This is a genomic window from uncultured Paraglaciecola sp., from assembly GCF_913058035.1.
Lineage (GTDB): Bacteria > Pseudomonadota > Gammaproteobacteria > Enterobacterales > Alteromonadaceae > Paraglaciecola.
In genome coordinates this window covers 1-16,788 of record NZ_CAJXPA010000102.1, presented here as the reverse complement: position 1 = coordinate 16,788, position 16,788 = coordinate 1, and the positions used below count along the sequence as shown (strand labels likewise).

General features: G+C 38.5%; 13 protein-coding genes. All 13 read left to right on the top strand.

Annotated features, from left to right (window positions below; all coding sequences use genetic code 11):
• Window positions 1–768: 768 nt before the first annotated feature.
• The gene (gene tig, locus QZ562_RS13595) at window positions 769–2,079 is read left to right on the top strand and encodes a trigger factor (RefSeq protein ID WP_293761019.1); all 1,311 of its coding nucleotides are present in this window, start codon (window positions 769–771) and stop codon (window positions 2,077–2,079) included.
• Window positions 2,080–2,169: 90 nt separating this feature from the next.
• Entirely contained in the window at window positions 2,170–2,814 is a 645-nt protein-coding gene (gene clpP / locus QZ562_RS13590) for an ATP-dependent Clp endopeptidase proteolytic subunit ClpP (protein WP_293761016.1), read from the top strand.
• 97 nt (window positions 2,815–2,911) lie between these two features.
• Window positions 2,912–4,186 carry an ATP-dependent protease ATP-binding subunit ClpX gene (gene clpX, locus QZ562_RS13585; RefSeq protein ID WP_293761013.1) on the top strand — a complete coding sequence of 425 codons (1,275 nt, stop codon included), beginning with the start codon at window positions 2,912–2,914 and terminating at the stop codon, window positions 4,184–4,186.
• A 170-nt stretch (window positions 4,187–4,356) separates the two neighbouring features.
• Entirely contained in the window at window positions 4,357–6,723 is a 2,367-nt protein-coding gene (gene lon, locus QZ562_RS13580) for an endopeptidase La (protein ID WP_293761011.1), read from the top strand.
• 236 nt (window positions 6,724–6,959) lie between these two features.
• The gene (locus QZ562_RS13575) at window positions 6,960–7,232 is read left to right on the top strand and encodes an HU family DNA-binding protein (RefSeq protein WP_034899285.1); all 273 of its coding nucleotides are present in this window, start codon (window positions 6,960–6,962) and stop codon (window positions 7,230–7,232) included.
• 241 nt (window positions 7,233–7,473) lie between these two features.
• Window positions 7,474–9,351 (top strand): SurA N-terminal domain-containing protein, encoded by a 1,878-nt coding sequence (locus tag QZ562_RS13570; protein WP_293761008.1) that lies wholly within the window; start codon window positions 7,474–7,476, stop codon window positions 9,349–9,351.
• Between the two features lie 454 nt (window positions 9,352–9,805).
• Window positions 9,806–10,237, top strand: a complete 432-nt coding sequence (gene ndk / locus QZ562_RS13565) for a nucleoside-diphosphate kinase (RefSeq protein WP_293761006.1) — start codon at window positions 9,806–9,808, stop codon at window positions 10,235–10,237.
• 164 nt (window positions 10,238–10,401) lie between these two features.
• Window positions 10,402–11,547 carry a bifunctional tRNA (adenosine(37)-C2)-methyltransferase TrmG/ribosomal RNA large subunit methyltransferase RlmN gene (locus QZ562_RS13560; RefSeq protein ID WP_293761005.1) on the top strand — a complete coding sequence of 382 codons (1,146 nt, stop codon included), beginning with the start codon at window positions 10,402–10,404 and terminating at the stop codon, window positions 11,545–11,547.
• 33 nt (window positions 11,548–11,580) lie between these two features.
• Window positions 11,581–12,675 carry a type IV pilus biogenesis/stability protein PilW gene (pilW, locus tag QZ562_RS13555; RefSeq protein WP_293761004.1) on the top strand — a complete coding sequence of 365 codons (1,095 nt, stop codon included), beginning with the start codon at window positions 11,581–11,583 and terminating at the stop codon, window positions 12,673–12,675.
• A gap of 9 nt (window positions 12,676–12,684) precedes the next feature.
• Window positions 12,685–13,650 carry a RodZ domain-containing protein gene (locus QZ562_RS13550; protein ID WP_293761002.1) on the top strand — a complete coding sequence of 322 codons (966 nt, stop codon included), beginning with the start codon at window positions 12,685–12,687 and terminating at the stop codon, window positions 13,648–13,650.
• A 31-nt stretch (window positions 13,651–13,681) separates the two neighbouring features.
• Entirely contained in the window at window positions 13,682–14,800 is a 1,119-nt protein-coding gene (gene ispG / locus QZ562_RS13545; RefSeq protein ID WP_293760999.1) for a flavodoxin-dependent (E)-4-hydroxy-3-methylbut-2-enyl-diphosphate synthase, read from the top strand.
• 130 nt (window positions 14,801–14,930) lie between these two features.
• Complete coding sequence (hisS, locus tag QZ562_RS13540; protein WP_293760996.1) at window positions 14,931–16,211, top strand: histidine--tRNA ligase; 1,281 nt, start codon at window positions 14,931–14,933, stop codon at window positions 16,209–16,211.
• A 72-nt stretch (window positions 16,212–16,283) separates the two neighbouring features.
• On the top strand, window positions 16,284–16,788 hold a 505-nt coding region (locus QZ562_RS13535), incomplete at its 3' end, for a tetratricopeptide repeat protein (protein WP_293760993.1).

The window sequence follows — 16,788 nt, the reverse complement described above, 5'->3', positions numbered from 1 at the left end:
TTTATACTCTATGAGAATTAAATTGATTCAGTCTACAACGATTTGTCCGAATCGTCGCTAGTTAGAACTTACTAAGCGCCTTTTTCTAAAAGTGAGTAGTAAAATTTGATGAACAGTAATTTTTGAGATTGTTACATTATAAAATTGCAGTGATTGTTCCGATGATTGTTCGTTTATTCCCGTTTGGTCACTTTTTTAAATTTTCATTTTTGAAATGACTAAATTATTTTTTAAACCGCTAATTGAAATTTTCTGAAGTTATTTTGTGAAATTGGTATGGATATCTTATTAATTTGTGCATCAGATCGTCAGTACTGCAACGTAAGGCTTATCGAGTGTGTGTCTTAGGTTGTCTCGCTTCTAAATATAACGTAGTCATGTATGCTAATAATAACATTCCGACCTAGCTGACTCATTTTTATGAGAAAAGTTTAATGAAGTGTATTTTGTATACGGTTTTGAAAATCTTCGATAACATCATTATTTAGCTTTTTTTAAGCCACATTATGCTTAAGGTTATTGGTTTGCAACTGGACTTGGCAGTAATACTATTCCGAGGCAGGTTATTTTACCCTCGACTTGCGTTATCGCTATCGCTATACTACTGCGTCTTTTTATCAGGCTGTCCTGTCTAGAAAGAAGAGTATTTTCTTTGGTCAGGATATTCGGAAGCAACAAATGTATCCGTCACAATAATTATTTTGCGCCGATAAAAGCCGATTAGTCATCATTTATAAGCGCAAGTATGCGCACAATTGAGGTATCAGAATGCAAGTTTCCGTTGAGACGAACAAAGGCCTAGAACGCCGTCTTACTATTACCGTTCCTGCTGAATCGATTGATTCAGCAGTTAAGTCTCGCTTACAGCAATTAGCAAAAACCCAAAGAATTAATGGTTTTCGCCCTGGTAAGGTTCCTGTAAACGTTATTAAAAAACGTTATGGTCAAGCCGTGCGTCAGGAAATTGCTGGTGAAGTGATGCAGCGCAATTTTTATGAAGCTATTACACAGGAAAAGATTACTCCTGCAGGCATGCCTAGTTTTGAATTGAAAACGGATGAAGATGGTAAAGATTTAGAATATGTTGCCGCATTTGAAGTATATCCAGATGTAGAAGTAAAAGATGTCGATAAGATTAATGTTGAGAAACCAGTAGTAGCCATCACTGATAAAGATTTGAGTAATATGATTGACACGCTGCGTAAGCAACACGCCAATTATAAAGAAGTTAAACGAAAAGCTAAGAAAGACGATAAGGTTACTATTGATTTTATCGGAACTATCGATGGTGAAGAGTTTGATGGTGGTAAGGCTGAAGATTTCGCTCTTGAAATGGGTAAAGACCGCATGATTCCTGGCTTTGAAAAGCCAATTGTTGGGAACAAAACAGGCGATGAGGTTATTGCGGATGTTACTTTCCCAGACGATTATCATGCTGAAAAGTTAAAGGGTAAAATTGCACAGTTCACAATCTCAATCAAAAAAGTAGAACAATTAGACTTACCTAAAGTAGATGAAGAGTTTGCAAAACTTTTTGGTATTGAAAACGGCGATATCGAAGCGCTTCATGCTGAAGTGCGCAAAAATATGCAACGCGAGTTAGAGCAAACCTTAAAAGCGTCAGTAAAAGAACAAGTCATTGCTGGCTTACTTGAAAAAAATCAAATCGATTTGCCAAAAGCATTAATCGACCAAGAAATTGATTCTCTTCGTGAACAAGCAAAGCAACGTTTTAGTCAACAACAAGGTGGCAACGTTGACAACATGCCAGAGCTTCCAGCTGATCTGTTTGAAGAAAACGCTCGTAAACGTGTGAGTATTGGTTTGTTGTTAGGTGAAGTCATCAAAACTAACGAACTAAAAGTAGATACGGCTAAAGTTGATGTGCTGATTGAATCTGCTGCATCCGCTTATGAAGATCCAAAGGAAGTGATCGAGTACTACAAAACAAACGATGAATTAATGCAACAAATGAATAATGTTGCTATGGAAGAACAAGCGGTTGAATTATTGCTTGAACAAGCCAAAGTTAAAGAAGTAAAGAAATCTTTTGATGAGATCATGAACAAACAGGCTTAATTCGCCCTTTGGTAATTGACTTATCTAGCCTGCAACTGCTTAAATGCTCGGTAACTACCGAGCATTTTTATTTGTGAAGAAACTGAAATTATGATGAATACACCTTTTGATCCTGCAAATGCGTTAGTTCCGATGGTTGTTGAACAAACTGCCAAAGGTGAACGTTCCTACGACATATACTCTCGTTTATTGAAAGAGAATGTTATTTTTTTAGTCGGTCAAGTTGAAGACCATATGGCTAATCTTATTGTCGCTCAGATGTTATTTTTAGAAGCTGAAAACCCAGAGAAAGATATCTTTTTATATATTAATTCTCCGGGTGGCTCAGTTACAGCGGGCATGGCCATTTATGACACCATGAATTTTATTAAACCTAACGTCAGTACAGTTTGTATCGGACAGGCTGCCAGTATGGGCGCCTTTTTGTTATCAGCAGGCGAAAAAGGTAAGCGTTATTGTTTACCTAATTCTCGCGTTATGATCCATCAGCCTTTAGGTGGTTTTCAAGGACAAGCTTCAGACTTTGAGATTCATGCTAAAGAAATATTATCCATAAAAGAAAAAATGAATCGTTTGATGGCGCAACATACTGGTCAAGAGTATGAGAAAGTTGCTCAAGATACTGACAGGGATAATTTTTTAAGTGCTACTGATGCAGTGGATTATGGATTAGTTGATCAAGTGTTATCGAGTAGACCCGATACTAATCAGGCTGATACTAAAAGCGAAAAATGATAATGTGACTCTGTGATAAGCCTTAGAGTTGACTAAATTCAACCAGCAATGAAGCTCTCTAAAGGTAGAGTCAATTTGATACAGGAAAAGATTGTAAATGAGTGATAAAAAAAGCAGCGATGGCGATAAACTTTTGTATTGTTCGTTTTGTGGCAAAAGTCAGCATGAAGTAAGAAAATTAATTGCTGGCCCGTCGGTTTTCATTTGTGATGAATGTGTTGATTTATGTAACGACATTATTCGAGAAGAAATAAAAGAAATCGCGCCCAAAAAGAAGCAAGATGATTTACCAACACCGAAAGAAATTCACGCTCATCTAGATGAATATGTGATTGGACAAGAGCACGCTAAAAAAGTGCTCTCTGTTGCAGTTTATAATCATTACAAACGTTTAAGAAATGGCGATGTTCATGAAGGTGTCGAATTAGGCAAAAGTAATATTTTGCTAATGGGCCCAACCGGTAGTGGTAAAACGTTATTAGCTGAAACACTTGCAAGGTTGTTAGACGTGCCATTTACTATGGCAGATGCAACAACATTAACTGAAGCCGGTTATGTGGGTGAAGATGTCGAGAACATCATTCAGAAGCTTTTACAAAAATGTGAATATGATGTTGAAAAAGCCCAGCGCGGTATTGTCTATATCGATGAAATAGATAAGATTTCTCGTAAATCAGATAATCCTTCTATAACCAGAGATGTTTCTGGTGAAGGTGTTCAGCAAGCACTTTTAAAACTAATTGAAGGCACTGTTGCTTCCGTTCCTCCTCAAGGTGGTAGAAAACATCCACAGCAAGAGTTTTTGCAAGTAGACACATCTAAGATATTGTTTATTTGTGGTGGTGCTTTTGCTGGTTTGGATAAAGTAATAGAACAGCGTGCTAATATTGGAACTGGTATTGGATTCGCTTCAGAAATAAAAAGTACCAGCAAAAAATCTATAGAAGGCGAACTACTTAAAAAGGTAGAGCCTGAAGATTTAATTAAGTACGGTCTTATTCCAGAGTTCATAGGACGTTTGCCAGTTTTAACCTGCCTTGAAGAGCTAAGTGAAGAAGCCCTGGTTCAAATTTTACGTGAACCAAAAAACTCACTGACTAAACAGTATTCAGCGTTATTTGAAATGGAACATACTGAACTTGAGTTTCGTGAAGATGCTCTGCAGGCTATTGCTAAGAAAGCAATGCAACGTAAAACTGGAGCGCGAGGGTTGCGCTCTATAGTTGAAGCTGTATTACTTGACACAATGTATGACCTGCCATCAATGTCAGATGTCTGTAAAGTTGTGATTGATGAAACAGTTATTCGTGGTGAATCAAAACCCATTCTGATTTACGACAGCGGTGTTGATAAAAAAGTCGCTTCAGAATAAATATTAAAAAAGGCTCGAAAGAGCCTTTTTTAATGGCAAGGATATATTGCTAAGCTATATATCAACTGTACTTAATTCTGCTTTATTTGAATTTTCATTTGAACTTTAACAGCCCAACCCCATATATATCGCATGTATGTAATGTTAATCGACTTAATACGAGACCAAGTATGACTAAAAAGCGAGAAGATCGCATTGAAATGCCTGTTTTGGCATTACGAGATGTAGTGGTTTACCCACACATGGTTATCCCATTATTTGTTGGGCGCGAGAAATCTATCCGCTGTCTAGAAGCAGCGATGGAAAAAGACAAACAAATCTTCTTAGTGGCGCAAAAGGATGCCGCTGTTGACGAGCCAGAAACAACTGACATATTCACTGTTGGTACTGTCGCGACCATTTTACAGCTGCTTAAGCTGCCTGATGGAACTGTCAAGGTGTTAGTTGAAGGTAATCAACGTGGCAAAATTGATAAGTTTGTTAGCACCGAAGATTTTTTTATCGCTGATGTACTCAGCTCAGAAGAAACAGAGTTAGCTGAATCAGATCAAGAAGTCTTGATTCGTTCGGCGATTTCTCAGTTTGAAGGTTATGTTAAACTTAATAAGAAAATACCACCCGAAGTTCTAACTTCGTTGAGTGGCATTGAAGATGCTGCGAGGTTAGCTGATACAATGGCAGCCCATATGCCTCTTAAGTTATCAGAAAAACAAAAAGTGCTTGAGATGAGCGGTATCACTGAGCGCCTAGAGTATCTGATGGCACTGATGGAAAGTGAAATTGATTTGCTACAGGTGGAAAGAAAATTACGCACCCGTGTTAAAAAGCAAATGGAAAAGAGTCAGCGAGAGTATTACTTGAATGAGCAAATGAAAGCCATTCAAAAAGAGTTGGGTGAACTTGATGAAGCGCCTGACGAGTTTGAAGCTCTAAAACAAAAAATTGCTGATGCCAAAATGTCAGAAGAGGCTCAGAAAAAAGCAACTTCAGAATTGGCCAAGTTAAAAATGATGTCGCCAATGTCAGCGGAAGCGACTGTTGTTCGAAGCTATATTGAATGGTTAACAAGTGTACCCTGGGCGAAAAGAAGCGTAGTCAAAAAAGACTTAGCGGCTGCTGATAAAATATTAGATGATGACCATTATGGTTTAGATAAAGTTAAAGAACGAATCATTGAGTATTTAGCAGTACAACAACGAGTGAAAAAGCTCAAAGGACCGATTCTTTGCTTAGTTGGGCCACCTGGTGTGGGTAAAACTTCACTAGGTCAGTCTATCGCCAGAGCTACGGGTAGAAAATATGTACGTATGGCACTAGGAGGCGTCCGTGATGAAGCCGAAATTAGGGGGCACCGTCGAACCTACATAGGCTCTATGCCTGGTAAGATGGTACAAAAAATGGCTAAGGTAGGGGTTAAAAATCCGTTATTTTTACTCGATGAAATAGACAAAATGTCATCCGATATGCGAGGTGATCCCTCTTCTGCATTATTAGAGGTCTTAGATCCGGAACAAAATAACAAATTTAGCGATCATTACCTAGAAGTTGATTATGATTTGTCAGATGTTATGTTCGTTGCTACTTCTAACACCATGAATATTCCTGGACCTTTATTGGACCGCATGGAGGTTATTCATCTATCCGGATATACGGAAGATGAAAAATTGAATATTGCAACTCAACATCTAGTCGATAAACAGATAACCCGTAACGGCCTAAAGAAAGGCGAACTAGTCATTGATGAAAGTGCCATTATTGGAATCATTCGTTACTATACACGGGAAGCAGGTGTCAGAAACTTAGAAAGAGAAATTTCTAAGATATGTCGTAAAGCAGTTAAGAATATTTTGTTGGGGAAGAATATAACTGAGGTACTGGTTAACCAAGACAATTTGAATGAATATTTGGGTGTTCAACGTTTCGACTATGGAAAGGCCGATAAAACCAATCAAATAGGGCAGGTAACAGGACTCGCTTGGACACAAGTAGGTGGGGATTTGTTGACAATAGAAACCACTTCTGTAGTTGGAAAAGGAAAAACGACCTTTACTGGTTCTCTCGGTGATGTGATGCAAGAGTCTATACAAACCGCTATGACAGTTGTGAGAAGCCGAGCAGACAAACTGCGTATCAATAACGACTTTCATGAGAAACGCGATATACACGTACATGTACCAGAAGGTGCAACACCTAAAGATGGTCCTAGTGCTGGTATTGCTATGTGCACGGCATTAGTTTCTACCTTAACGGGTAACCCAGTTAGATGTGACGTAGCTATGACAGGAGAAATTACACTGAGGGGTGAGGTATTGCCTATTGGTGGTCTTAAAGAAAAATTACTTGCTGCACATCGAGGTGGTATCAAAACAGTGATTATTCCTAAAGAGAATGAACGTGATCTAGAAGAGATCCCTGATAATGTAAAAAAAGATTTAAATATTCACCCTGTACAGTGGATTGATGAAGTCCTAGCTCTGGCTTTAGCTGAGCACCCAGAGAAATTTAAGCCAATCGAAGTGAAAAAGGTTAAAAAATAAGCAAATTGTCGATTTTTTTTGATTATTTTTCTATTTAAGTGCTTCACTAAATAAATAGTTATGGTAGCCTTTAACTCAGATTCGCTTAAGGCCTTGTCGCGAAAGGGATTGAAGCGATTCCTTGGAAGTTAAAGAGAATATAAATATAGCCTGGGTCTTAGTTTCAGGTGTAAAAAAACGTTTGGCTCTGCTTAATGTAGGCCGCAAATATAATAACAATTGAAGGGGTTCATATTGTGAATAAGTCAGATCTTATTGATACCATCGCTGCGAGTGCAGACATTTCTAAAGCGGCTGCAGGTCGTGCATTAGATGCATTAACTGGGGCTGTAACTACAGCACTTAAAGATGGAGATCAAGTTGCTTTAGTTGGTTTCGGAACATTTTCGGTACGTGAGCGTGCAGCACGCAGTGGTCGTAACCCTCAAACGGGTGAGACTATTCAGATTTCAGCAGCTAAGGTACCTTCGTTTAAAGCTGGTAAAGCATTAAAAGACGCTTGTAACTAGTCAATTAGCTAATTTATTTTAAAAGGCGATGATTTATCATCGCCTTTTGTTTTTGTGCGGTTTGTGTTGGTCTTGTTTAAACTTTATTGAAACTAGCTAGGTATTTTTTAATTCACTGCGAACAATCATTAATAAATGAACTCGGTTGGTATATAATCTTGTCCGCTTGCGACTAAGACAACCTAATTTTGGTGTTTTTAGTACTTATCAATAACAGCTCATTTGGAGTTTGGACTTTAGTATGTTGGAAAGAATCAGAGAAGGATCACAAGGCCCTTGGGCCATGGGTATCTTAGTATTAGTTATTTTAAGTTTCGTATTTGCAGGGGTAGGGAGTTACATCAACTCATCCGCATCTGGTGCTGCGGCCAATGTAAATGGTGATGAAATAGGCTTAGACGAACTAGAACGTGCCTATCAAAACGAACGTTCACGAATGGAGTCTCAGTTTGGAGAAGCCTTTGCTACTTTGGCAAGTGATACTGCATATCTACAAAATTTCCGCCGTGGCATTTTAGATCGGCTCGTCAGTGAAAAGCTTCTTGACCAAGCTGCTCAAGATTTAGGCTTAAGGGTCAGTGATGAGCAAATTAAGTTAGCGATTGTTGGCATGAAAGAGTTTCAGGTTGATGGCATATTTGATAATGATCGTTATCTTGCTCTTTTACGCCAAGCTGGCTTTCAAACAAACAATTTCAGAGATTATATGCGCATTGATATGGTGCGTAGGCAACTTTCACAATCGCTAATGGGAACTGAATTTGCGTTATCAAGTGAGGCAAATTCAGCCTTCATTATGCAACAGCAAACACGCGATGTACGTTATTTGAATGTTCCTGCGGTAAAATTTTCGGCAGAAATTGAAATCGGTGATGATGAGATTTTAAATTATTATCAAAGTAATATTAGCCAGTTCGATACACAACAAAAAGTAAGTTTGTCTTTTGTAGAGCTTACACTTAAAGATTTATTACCTGATATAGATGTCAGCGAAGATGAACTTTTAGAATATTATCAACAAAATATTATTGATTACAGTACTAGCGAAGAACGTGAAGTTGCGCACATCTTATTTGAAAGTGAAGAGCAAGACGATGCAATCGTTACAAAAGCGGAAGAGGTATTGGTCAAAATACAAGCTGGAGAGGATTTTTCTGAATTAGCTAAAACATTTTCAAGCGATACGTTTAGTGCTGAGAATGGTGGAGGATTAGGTTGGTTTGGCAGAGGAATCATGGATCCCATTTTTGAAGATGCAGCATTTACACTAGCTAATCAAGGCGACGTAAGTGGTATTGTTAAAAGTGAATTTGGTTATCATATAATTAAGTTAATCGATGTTAAATCAGAGAAAGTTAATGATTTCGAAAACGTCAAAGAAGAAATAACACTCAAAGTTAAAACTTACAAAGCAGAAGACCGTTTTTATGAGGTACGTCAAAGGATTGCAGAAGTGGCCTTCGAAATACCTGACAGTATTGACGAAGTTGCAGGCATTGCTGGTAAAGATATCATTACTACAGACATGTTTGAGCGTGCAAATGCACCAGAAGCGTTGTCTAATCCTAACGTGCTAGCCAGTGCCTTCAGCTTTGAACTGATTGAAGATGCGGTAAACAGTAAAGTTTTAGAATTAGGTAGTAACCACATAATGGTTGTAAGAGTAGCCGAACATGAGCCAGAGCGGACTAAAAGTATAGAAGAAGTTGAACAGGATATTCAACAGAATTTGTCTGCACAAGCCACACAGCGTGCTGCAAGGGATTGGGCTTTAGTTGTGAAAACTGCTTTGTCTGAAGGTTCGGATGTGAGTGATAAATTAGCTGCACTGGAGTTAAGCTGGAAAGTACAGAAAGCTGTGACTCGTAACGATGCTAATCTGTCTCAAAATATTGTTGATGCATTGTTTAAGCTATCTGTGACAGATACAACAGTAGTTGATTTAGTGACCGGGGATATAAGTCTAGTACAACTTTCTCAAGTTAATGCAGCTGCGGAAGCAAACGTTCAGCAAATAACGTCGTTACAAGGCCGACTAGCATCAAGCAAATCACAAGCATTATATGGGGCTGTAATCGAGTCTTTGAAAGCGCAGGCAGATATTGAGATCTATCAATAATTTTCTGTGTTTATGAAAAAAAAGAGCGCTTGCCGCTCTTTTTTATTATGTTGATTTCCATTTAGCTACACAAACATCTATTCAGCTATTGTTTTCCGACATCATTCAGTTATCCACAACAAAGAGCCGTAAAAAAATGCAATCACAGCACAAAAAATGAAAATATAAATAAAGCCTTGTTTGCCGTCACCTAAGCTGTAAGCCATTTTTTTCAAATACATAATCCAAATCAGACACAACACAACAGGAATAAGTATTAAAAATTTAATCAAGATCACCTCGTCTCTAAAATAAACAAGACTTGATTTTAGGGGTATCAGAATAATTTGCAATCTATACTAGGTATTTGCCGCCTAATTGCATATAATCCGCGCGAAATTTTATCTGTCGTTTTTATCTGTCCATTAGGGTCAAATATTAAGACAAAAATAATACAAATACTGGAGTTAAGAAAATGGCCTTAGAGCGCACTTTTTCTATTATAAAACCTGATGCAGTTGCTAAAAATGTTATCGGTGCTATTTACAATCGTTTTGAATCTGCTGGTCTTAGATTAGTCGCTTCGAAAATGTTACATTTGAGCAAAGAGCAAGCAGAAGGGTTTTACGCAGAACACAGCGAACGTCCTTTTTTTGCTGCTTTGGTTTCTTTCATGACCTCTGGTCCAGTTATGGTTCAGGTGTTGGAAGGCGAAAATGCTGTTTTAAAAAATCGTGAAATCATGGGTGCTACCAACCCAAATGAAGCGTTAGCAGGAACCTTACGTGCTGATTATGCTATTTCAATTGATGAGAATGCTTGTCACGGTTCAGATGCACCTGAATCAGCAGCACGTGAAATTGCTTACTTCTTTAGTGATGAAGAAGTCTGCCCACGCACTCGTTAGGCTTATATCTGTTTAACAAAGGGAGCTTAGGCTCCCTTTTGTGTGATTAATGAAATATTCTAGCTAACGGTTTATTATACATTATAAAGTGTTCTAGTTATCTGTACTGCAAAAGCTGAGTAATCAGTTAAAATGACATATTAGTCTGTATATTGAGGTTTATTGTGAAAACTGAATTGGTATTTGCCCAAACAAAAAAAATTAACTTACTCGATTTAACTCGAGAAGGTCTACGTGCCTTTTTTAATGAGATGGGAGAAAAGCCTTTTAGAGCTGAACAAGTCATGAAGTGGATTTACCAGCAAGGTGTAGCTGATTTCGAGCAAATGACAAACCTCAATAAGGTCTTGCGGACCAAACTTCAAGCTCGATGTGAAGTCAAAGCGCCAGAAATTGCTTATCAAAAAAGTGCAGCAGACGGTACGATCAAGTTTGCTTTAAAACTAGAAGGTGGTCAGGAAGTTGAAACAGTTTGGATACCAGATGGCGACCGTGCAACACTTTGCGTGTCTTCTCAGGTAGGCTGCGCACTTGCTTGCACTTTTTGTTCAACTGCTCAGCAAGGCTTTAATCGTAATTTAAAAGTGTCTGAAATCATTGGTCAAGTTTGGCGAGTGGCAACCACAATAGGGTTAAATAACGATACGGCTAAACGGCCCATTACTAATGTAGTTATGATGGGCATGGGGGAACCGTTATTAAACATCAAAAATGTTGTGCCCGCTATGCAGCTCATGTTGGATGATCTTGCCTTCGGCCTGTCCAAACGAAGGGTGACATTAAGTACATCAGGTGTGGTACCTGCTCTTGATATGTTAGGTGACCAGATAGATGTAGCATTAGCTATATCCCTACATGCGCCAGATGATGCTTTACGAGATGTACTTGTACCAGTTAATAAAAAATATCCGATTGAAGTGTTTTTAGCCAGTGTTAGAAGATACCTAGCTAAATCTAATGCTAACCAAGGTAAAGTCACAATTGAATATGTCATGTTAAATGGGGTTAACGACAGTACTGATCAAGCACATGCATTAGCAAAAGTATTGTCAGATACACCTTGTAAAATAAATCTTATTCCGTTTAATCCATATCCAGGTTCACCTTATACTTGTTCTAGCAATTCACGCATTGACCGTTTTGCTAAAGTCCTCATGGAATATGGACTAATAGTCGTAGTTCGACGTACAAGAGGCGATGACATTGATGCAGCTTGTGGCCAATTAGTCGGAGAAGTTGTAGACCGTACAAAAAGAATATTGAAAAAACAGCTGAAGGGCGAGAGTATTTCAGTCAAGATAGCAGAATAAATTTATTATTCACAATACATCAAATAGGTCTCAATGAAATCCACGCCAAAACTTATCGGTATTGCATTTACTATTATAATGGTGTTCAGTGGATGCACTAGTCAAACCTCCGGACAAAATTTTGACAAAGAAAAGGCTGCTAAAACGCGCGTTTCTTTAGGTTTGACTTACCTTAAAAATGGCAATTTTAGCCAAGCAAAATTTAATTTAGACAAAGCATTAAACTTTGCACCAAGGTCAGCAGATGCCAATTTTGCGATGGCTTATTACTATCAAAGTGTGAGCGAGTTAGAACTTGCTGAAAATTCTTATCAGTTTGCCATGGATCTTGAACCAGAAAACGCCAATATAGCTAATAGTTATGGGGCTTTTTTATGCCAAAATGGTAATTACGAAAAAGCTCAAAAATACTTTTTGAAAGCGGTCAATACTAGTAGCTATGCTTCCAGTGCCGAAACTTATGAAAATTTGGCTTTATGCAGTCGAGACCAAGGCCGCCCTGAAGAGACGATTCAGTATCTGCGAAGCGCTGTTAATCATCAACCAAGAAGAGCGAGCAGTCTATATCTTCTTACGCAATCATTGATAGAAATTAAACAATGGCAAGAAGCAAAAGTTATATTTAGTCGCTATGAAAAAACATCTCAAATTAGTCCACAAAGTTTGTTAATGGCCTTGAAGATAGAAAGCGGTATGGGTAATGAATCTGCCTCAAAAGGGTATTTAGATATGTTACGAAGGTTATTTCCTAATGATCCAGTAACAAAGACCATGGCAATTGAGCAACCGTCGCCTTTTGAAACAGTTAATAAATTAGTCAGCCGACCAGTAACACCGGAAGCGGTTGTGTCCAAACCGGCAATATCGATAGCATCGTCAGGTAAAAATGAGTCAGAAAAAATTATAATAAGTTCCAATAGATTAAAAAATAATGTCGCTTTTGTTAAGTCAGACATTCTGGACAACCCAGATGTTCATATTGTTGTAGAAGGTGAGAATTTATATCGGATATCGCTTCGATATAACATCAAAATGCAACGTCTGATAGAATGGAATAGTTTGGTCGATGCGTCGTCTATTTACAATGGTAAGAAGTTATTTTTAGTTGCCCCAAGTGCCGTAGAGTAAAGTTAAACTATGATTGAAAATGAAGAAGTAGAACAAATAAAAGTGGTTATGCAAGGGCCTGGTCAGATATTAAAAGAGGCTAGAGAGCGGGCTAAATTGACGACTCAAGATATCGCAGACAAGATGAAATTAAAAAAAGCCCTCATTCAAGATATCGAACAAGACAACTACGATATTGATATTTCATTGACATTCATCAGAGGTTATTTGAAATTATATGCTAAACACGTAAAAGTTAGTGAAAAGGATATATTGGGTGCTTTTGAAAGTCTAAGTACTCAGAAAAAAGAACCTGCAAAACTTCAAAGTTTTTCCCGCAGGGTTGCCAATCAGGCCAATGATGACAAGTTGATGCTAGTCACTTACCTGATAGTGGCTGCGGTAGCTGCCTTAGTTGTAATTTGGTGGTTTCGACAAAGCCCAACTATCACTGCAACAGAATCAAATTCTAATAATTATTCACAAGCTGTTTCACAAGGCATTGTTGTTCAAGAAACATTAACACCAGACCTAGGAAAATTAATATCGACACCCACAGGTGCTGCAGTGTTGCCTAAAGATATAACTGATACAAATGATGATATTTTACTTTCGACAGCTATTGAAGAGCAAAATATCGATGTCCGAAGTGTGAATAACCAACCTGTTTTTGAAAAAAACGAAGATGATATAAATACTCTGGCTCAACAGTCAGATATTACAACAAACATAGACAATGAATCCGTCACACCTGTTGAGTTAATATTTAAGTTTTCTGGTGATTGTTGGATGAACTTGTCTGATGCAACAGGTGAAAATATTGCTTATGGGGTAAAAGTTAAAGGTAGAGTTATGCCTGTGACGGGTATTCCTCCTTTTATTGTCACATTAGGTGCACCAGAAGTGGTAAAAATTAGTTACGCAGGTGAATCATTAAATATGTCCTTCTTGCCTTCAGGTCGTATTGCTAAATTTGATTTACCTTTATCTGAATAATTGACTAAATAAATAGAGCTAAGTAATCAATATGTTTTCTGAATCACCTATAAAACGCCGACCTTCTAAACGTATCTATGTAGGTAATGTGCCTATAGGTGACGGTGCACCCATCGCTGTGCAGTCTATGACGAATACTCCGACCACTGATGTTGATGCAACAGTAGCACAAATTAAACGTATTCAAGCTGTGGGAGGCGATCTAGTCAGAGTATCTGTACCTACAATGGATGCAGCTGAAGCGTTTAAATTAATTAAACAAAGAGTCACTGTTCCACTGATTGCGGACATTCATTTTGACTATCGTATTGCTTTGAAAGTGGCAGAATATGGAGTGGATTGTTTACGTATTAATCCCGGTAACATAGGGAGTATGGATAGGGTACGTTCAGTCGTGGACTGTGCCAAAGATAAAGGGATTCCTATTCGTATTGGTGTCAATGGCGGTTCTTTAGAAAAAGACATTCAAGAGAAATACGGTGAGCCCACGGCAGAAGCATTAGTTGAATCCGCAATGCGTCATGTTAATATTTTAGACAAACTAAATTTTGAGCAATTTAAAGTCAGTGTTAAAGCTTCAGATGTATTTTTAGCTGTAGGGTCTTATCGGCTTCTGGCCAAACTAATTGATCAACCCCTGCATTTAGGGATCACAGAAGCGGGTGGTATTCGTGCCGGTGCTGTAAAAAGTTCGGTAGGTTTAGGTATGTTACTCGCAGAGGGTATTGGCGATACAATCCGCATCTCATTAGCGGCTGATCCAGTAGAAGAAATAAAAGTCGGATTTGACATATTAAAGTCATTACGTATTCGTTCCAGAGGCATAAACCTCATCGCATGCCCAAGTTGTTCGCGCCAAGAGTTTGATGTAATAAGCACAGTGAATGCTCTTGAGCAACGATTGGAAGACATACTTACTCCGATGGATGTATCTATAATCGGCTGTGTGGTTAATGGGCCAGGCGAAGCAGAAATCTCAGATTTGGGTTTAACAGGCGCGCGAAATATGAGCGGTTTTTATCTAGACGGTGTTCGTCAAAAAGAACGCTTGTCAAATGATGATTTAGTAGACCAACTTGAAAAGCGTATTCGAGCCAAAGCCAGCCAGCTTGATGAAAAGCGTAAAATCGAAGTAAAACAATTGGATTAAACAAATTACGCATCTTTGTAAACAAAGTTTGCTTAATATTTATTTTTTTAGCGTCATTATTTTACGTTTATCTATAAAGCCCCTATAATGCGGGGCTTTTTTTTAATTATTGCATAAGAGAATACTTTTAGTGTCAAAAAAAATTCAGGCCATTCGAGGAATGAACGATTGCTTGCCAACTGACTCAGGGCTCTGGCAGTTCGTTGAATCCAGCATTCGCCAAGTAGTTGCCAGTTATGGTTACCAAGAAATTCGGACACCTATCGTCGAAAGTACCGACTTATTTAAGCGCTCTATTGGTGAAGTGACCGATATAGTTGAAAAAGAAATGTATACTTTTTTTGACCGTAATTCAGACAGCCTCTCGCTTCGACCAGAAGGCACTGCCAGTGTGGTGCGCGCTGGAAATGAGCATGGTTTATTGTATAATCAACAGCAGCGTCTCTGGTATATGGGGCAAATGTTTCGCCATGAACGGCCACAAAAAGGCCGTTACAGGCAGTTTCATCAATTTGGTGTAGAAGTATTTGGTTTACCAGGACCAGATATCGATGCTGAGGTGATTTTACTTAGTTCAAGGCTATGGAAAAATTTTGGGATTAGCCAACATGTTACTTTAGAAATTAATTCTCTGGGTTCTTCCGAGGCCCGAGTTGCTTTCAAAGCACAACTCGTCGCATTTTTAAAAACACGTATTTCTGAACTGGATGAAGATAGTCTAAGACGCTTAGAAAGTAACCCATTGCGTGTGCTCGATAGTAAAAATCCACAAGTGCAGAATGTTGTAAAAGATGCACCAAAACTGATTGATTCGCTCGACAAAGAGTCAGCAATACATTTTCAAGGATTATGTGAACGTTTAGACAATTTAGGTATCAAATATCGAGTCAATCCTGCTTTGGTACGCGGACTGGATTACTATAACCGCACAGTATTTGAGTGGGTCACCGATAGTTTGGGCGCACAAGGAACCGTCTGCGCTGGTGGGCGATATGACGGTTTAGTTGAACAGCTTGGTGGTAAAGCAACTCAAGGTGTCGGTTTTGCTATTGGTCTAGAGCGTCTAGTGTTGATGCTTCAAACGTTTGAATTGGATAAAAATGTAGAGTCGGTAGTGGACATATATGTGACTGCTATGGACGAATCTGTAGAATTCTATGCCAGAAAGGTTAGTGAGTTATTAAGAGATGCACTACCACAGATAAAAGTGATGAATCATTGTGGTGGTGGGAATTTCAAAAAACAGATGAAACGTGCCGACCAAAGCGGTGCTAGCGTGGCCCTAATAATTGGTCTGGATGAAATGGTGTCACAGCAAGTTGCTGTTAAGCACTTACGAGAAAAGCAACCGCAAGAAACAATTTCAGTTGACGAACTAACTTATTTTATAAAAAAGCTATTTGACGTCTAAAGGCGTAAATTTTTAAATTTAACTTTATGTGTCATCACGCTTACGATGGCCAAGCAGTAAAAGGAATGGATGATGGAACAGTACGAGACAGAAGAACAACAAGTTGAAGCCATTAAACGCTTTTGGAAAGAAAATGGATTAGCATTAGTTATTGGTGCAATTTTGGGCTTAGGTGGCCTTTTAGGATGGCGTTATTACAACGATTCACAAATTGAAGCAAAAGAGCAGGCTTCCTTTGCTTATGAAAAATCCTCAGAAAATTTATTAAAAGGCGAGATTGGATTTAGTCAGGCAAAGATGTTTATTGACAATTACAGTGGTACTGGTTATGCCATGTTAATGGCATTGGAATTGTCTCAGCAAGCTATCGAGCGTAAAGACCTAACTGAAGCAGCTAAACAGCTTGAGTTTGTGGCAAACAATGCAAAGTTATCAGCTGTTCAATCAGTCGCACAAATTCGTTTAGCGCGCATCCAAATAGAACAAGGCGAGTTTGAACAAGCTTTAGCAAGTGCAGATAAAGTCACTGACCAAGCGTTTAATAGCCAGAGTCAAGACAGTCTCTTATACACACCTA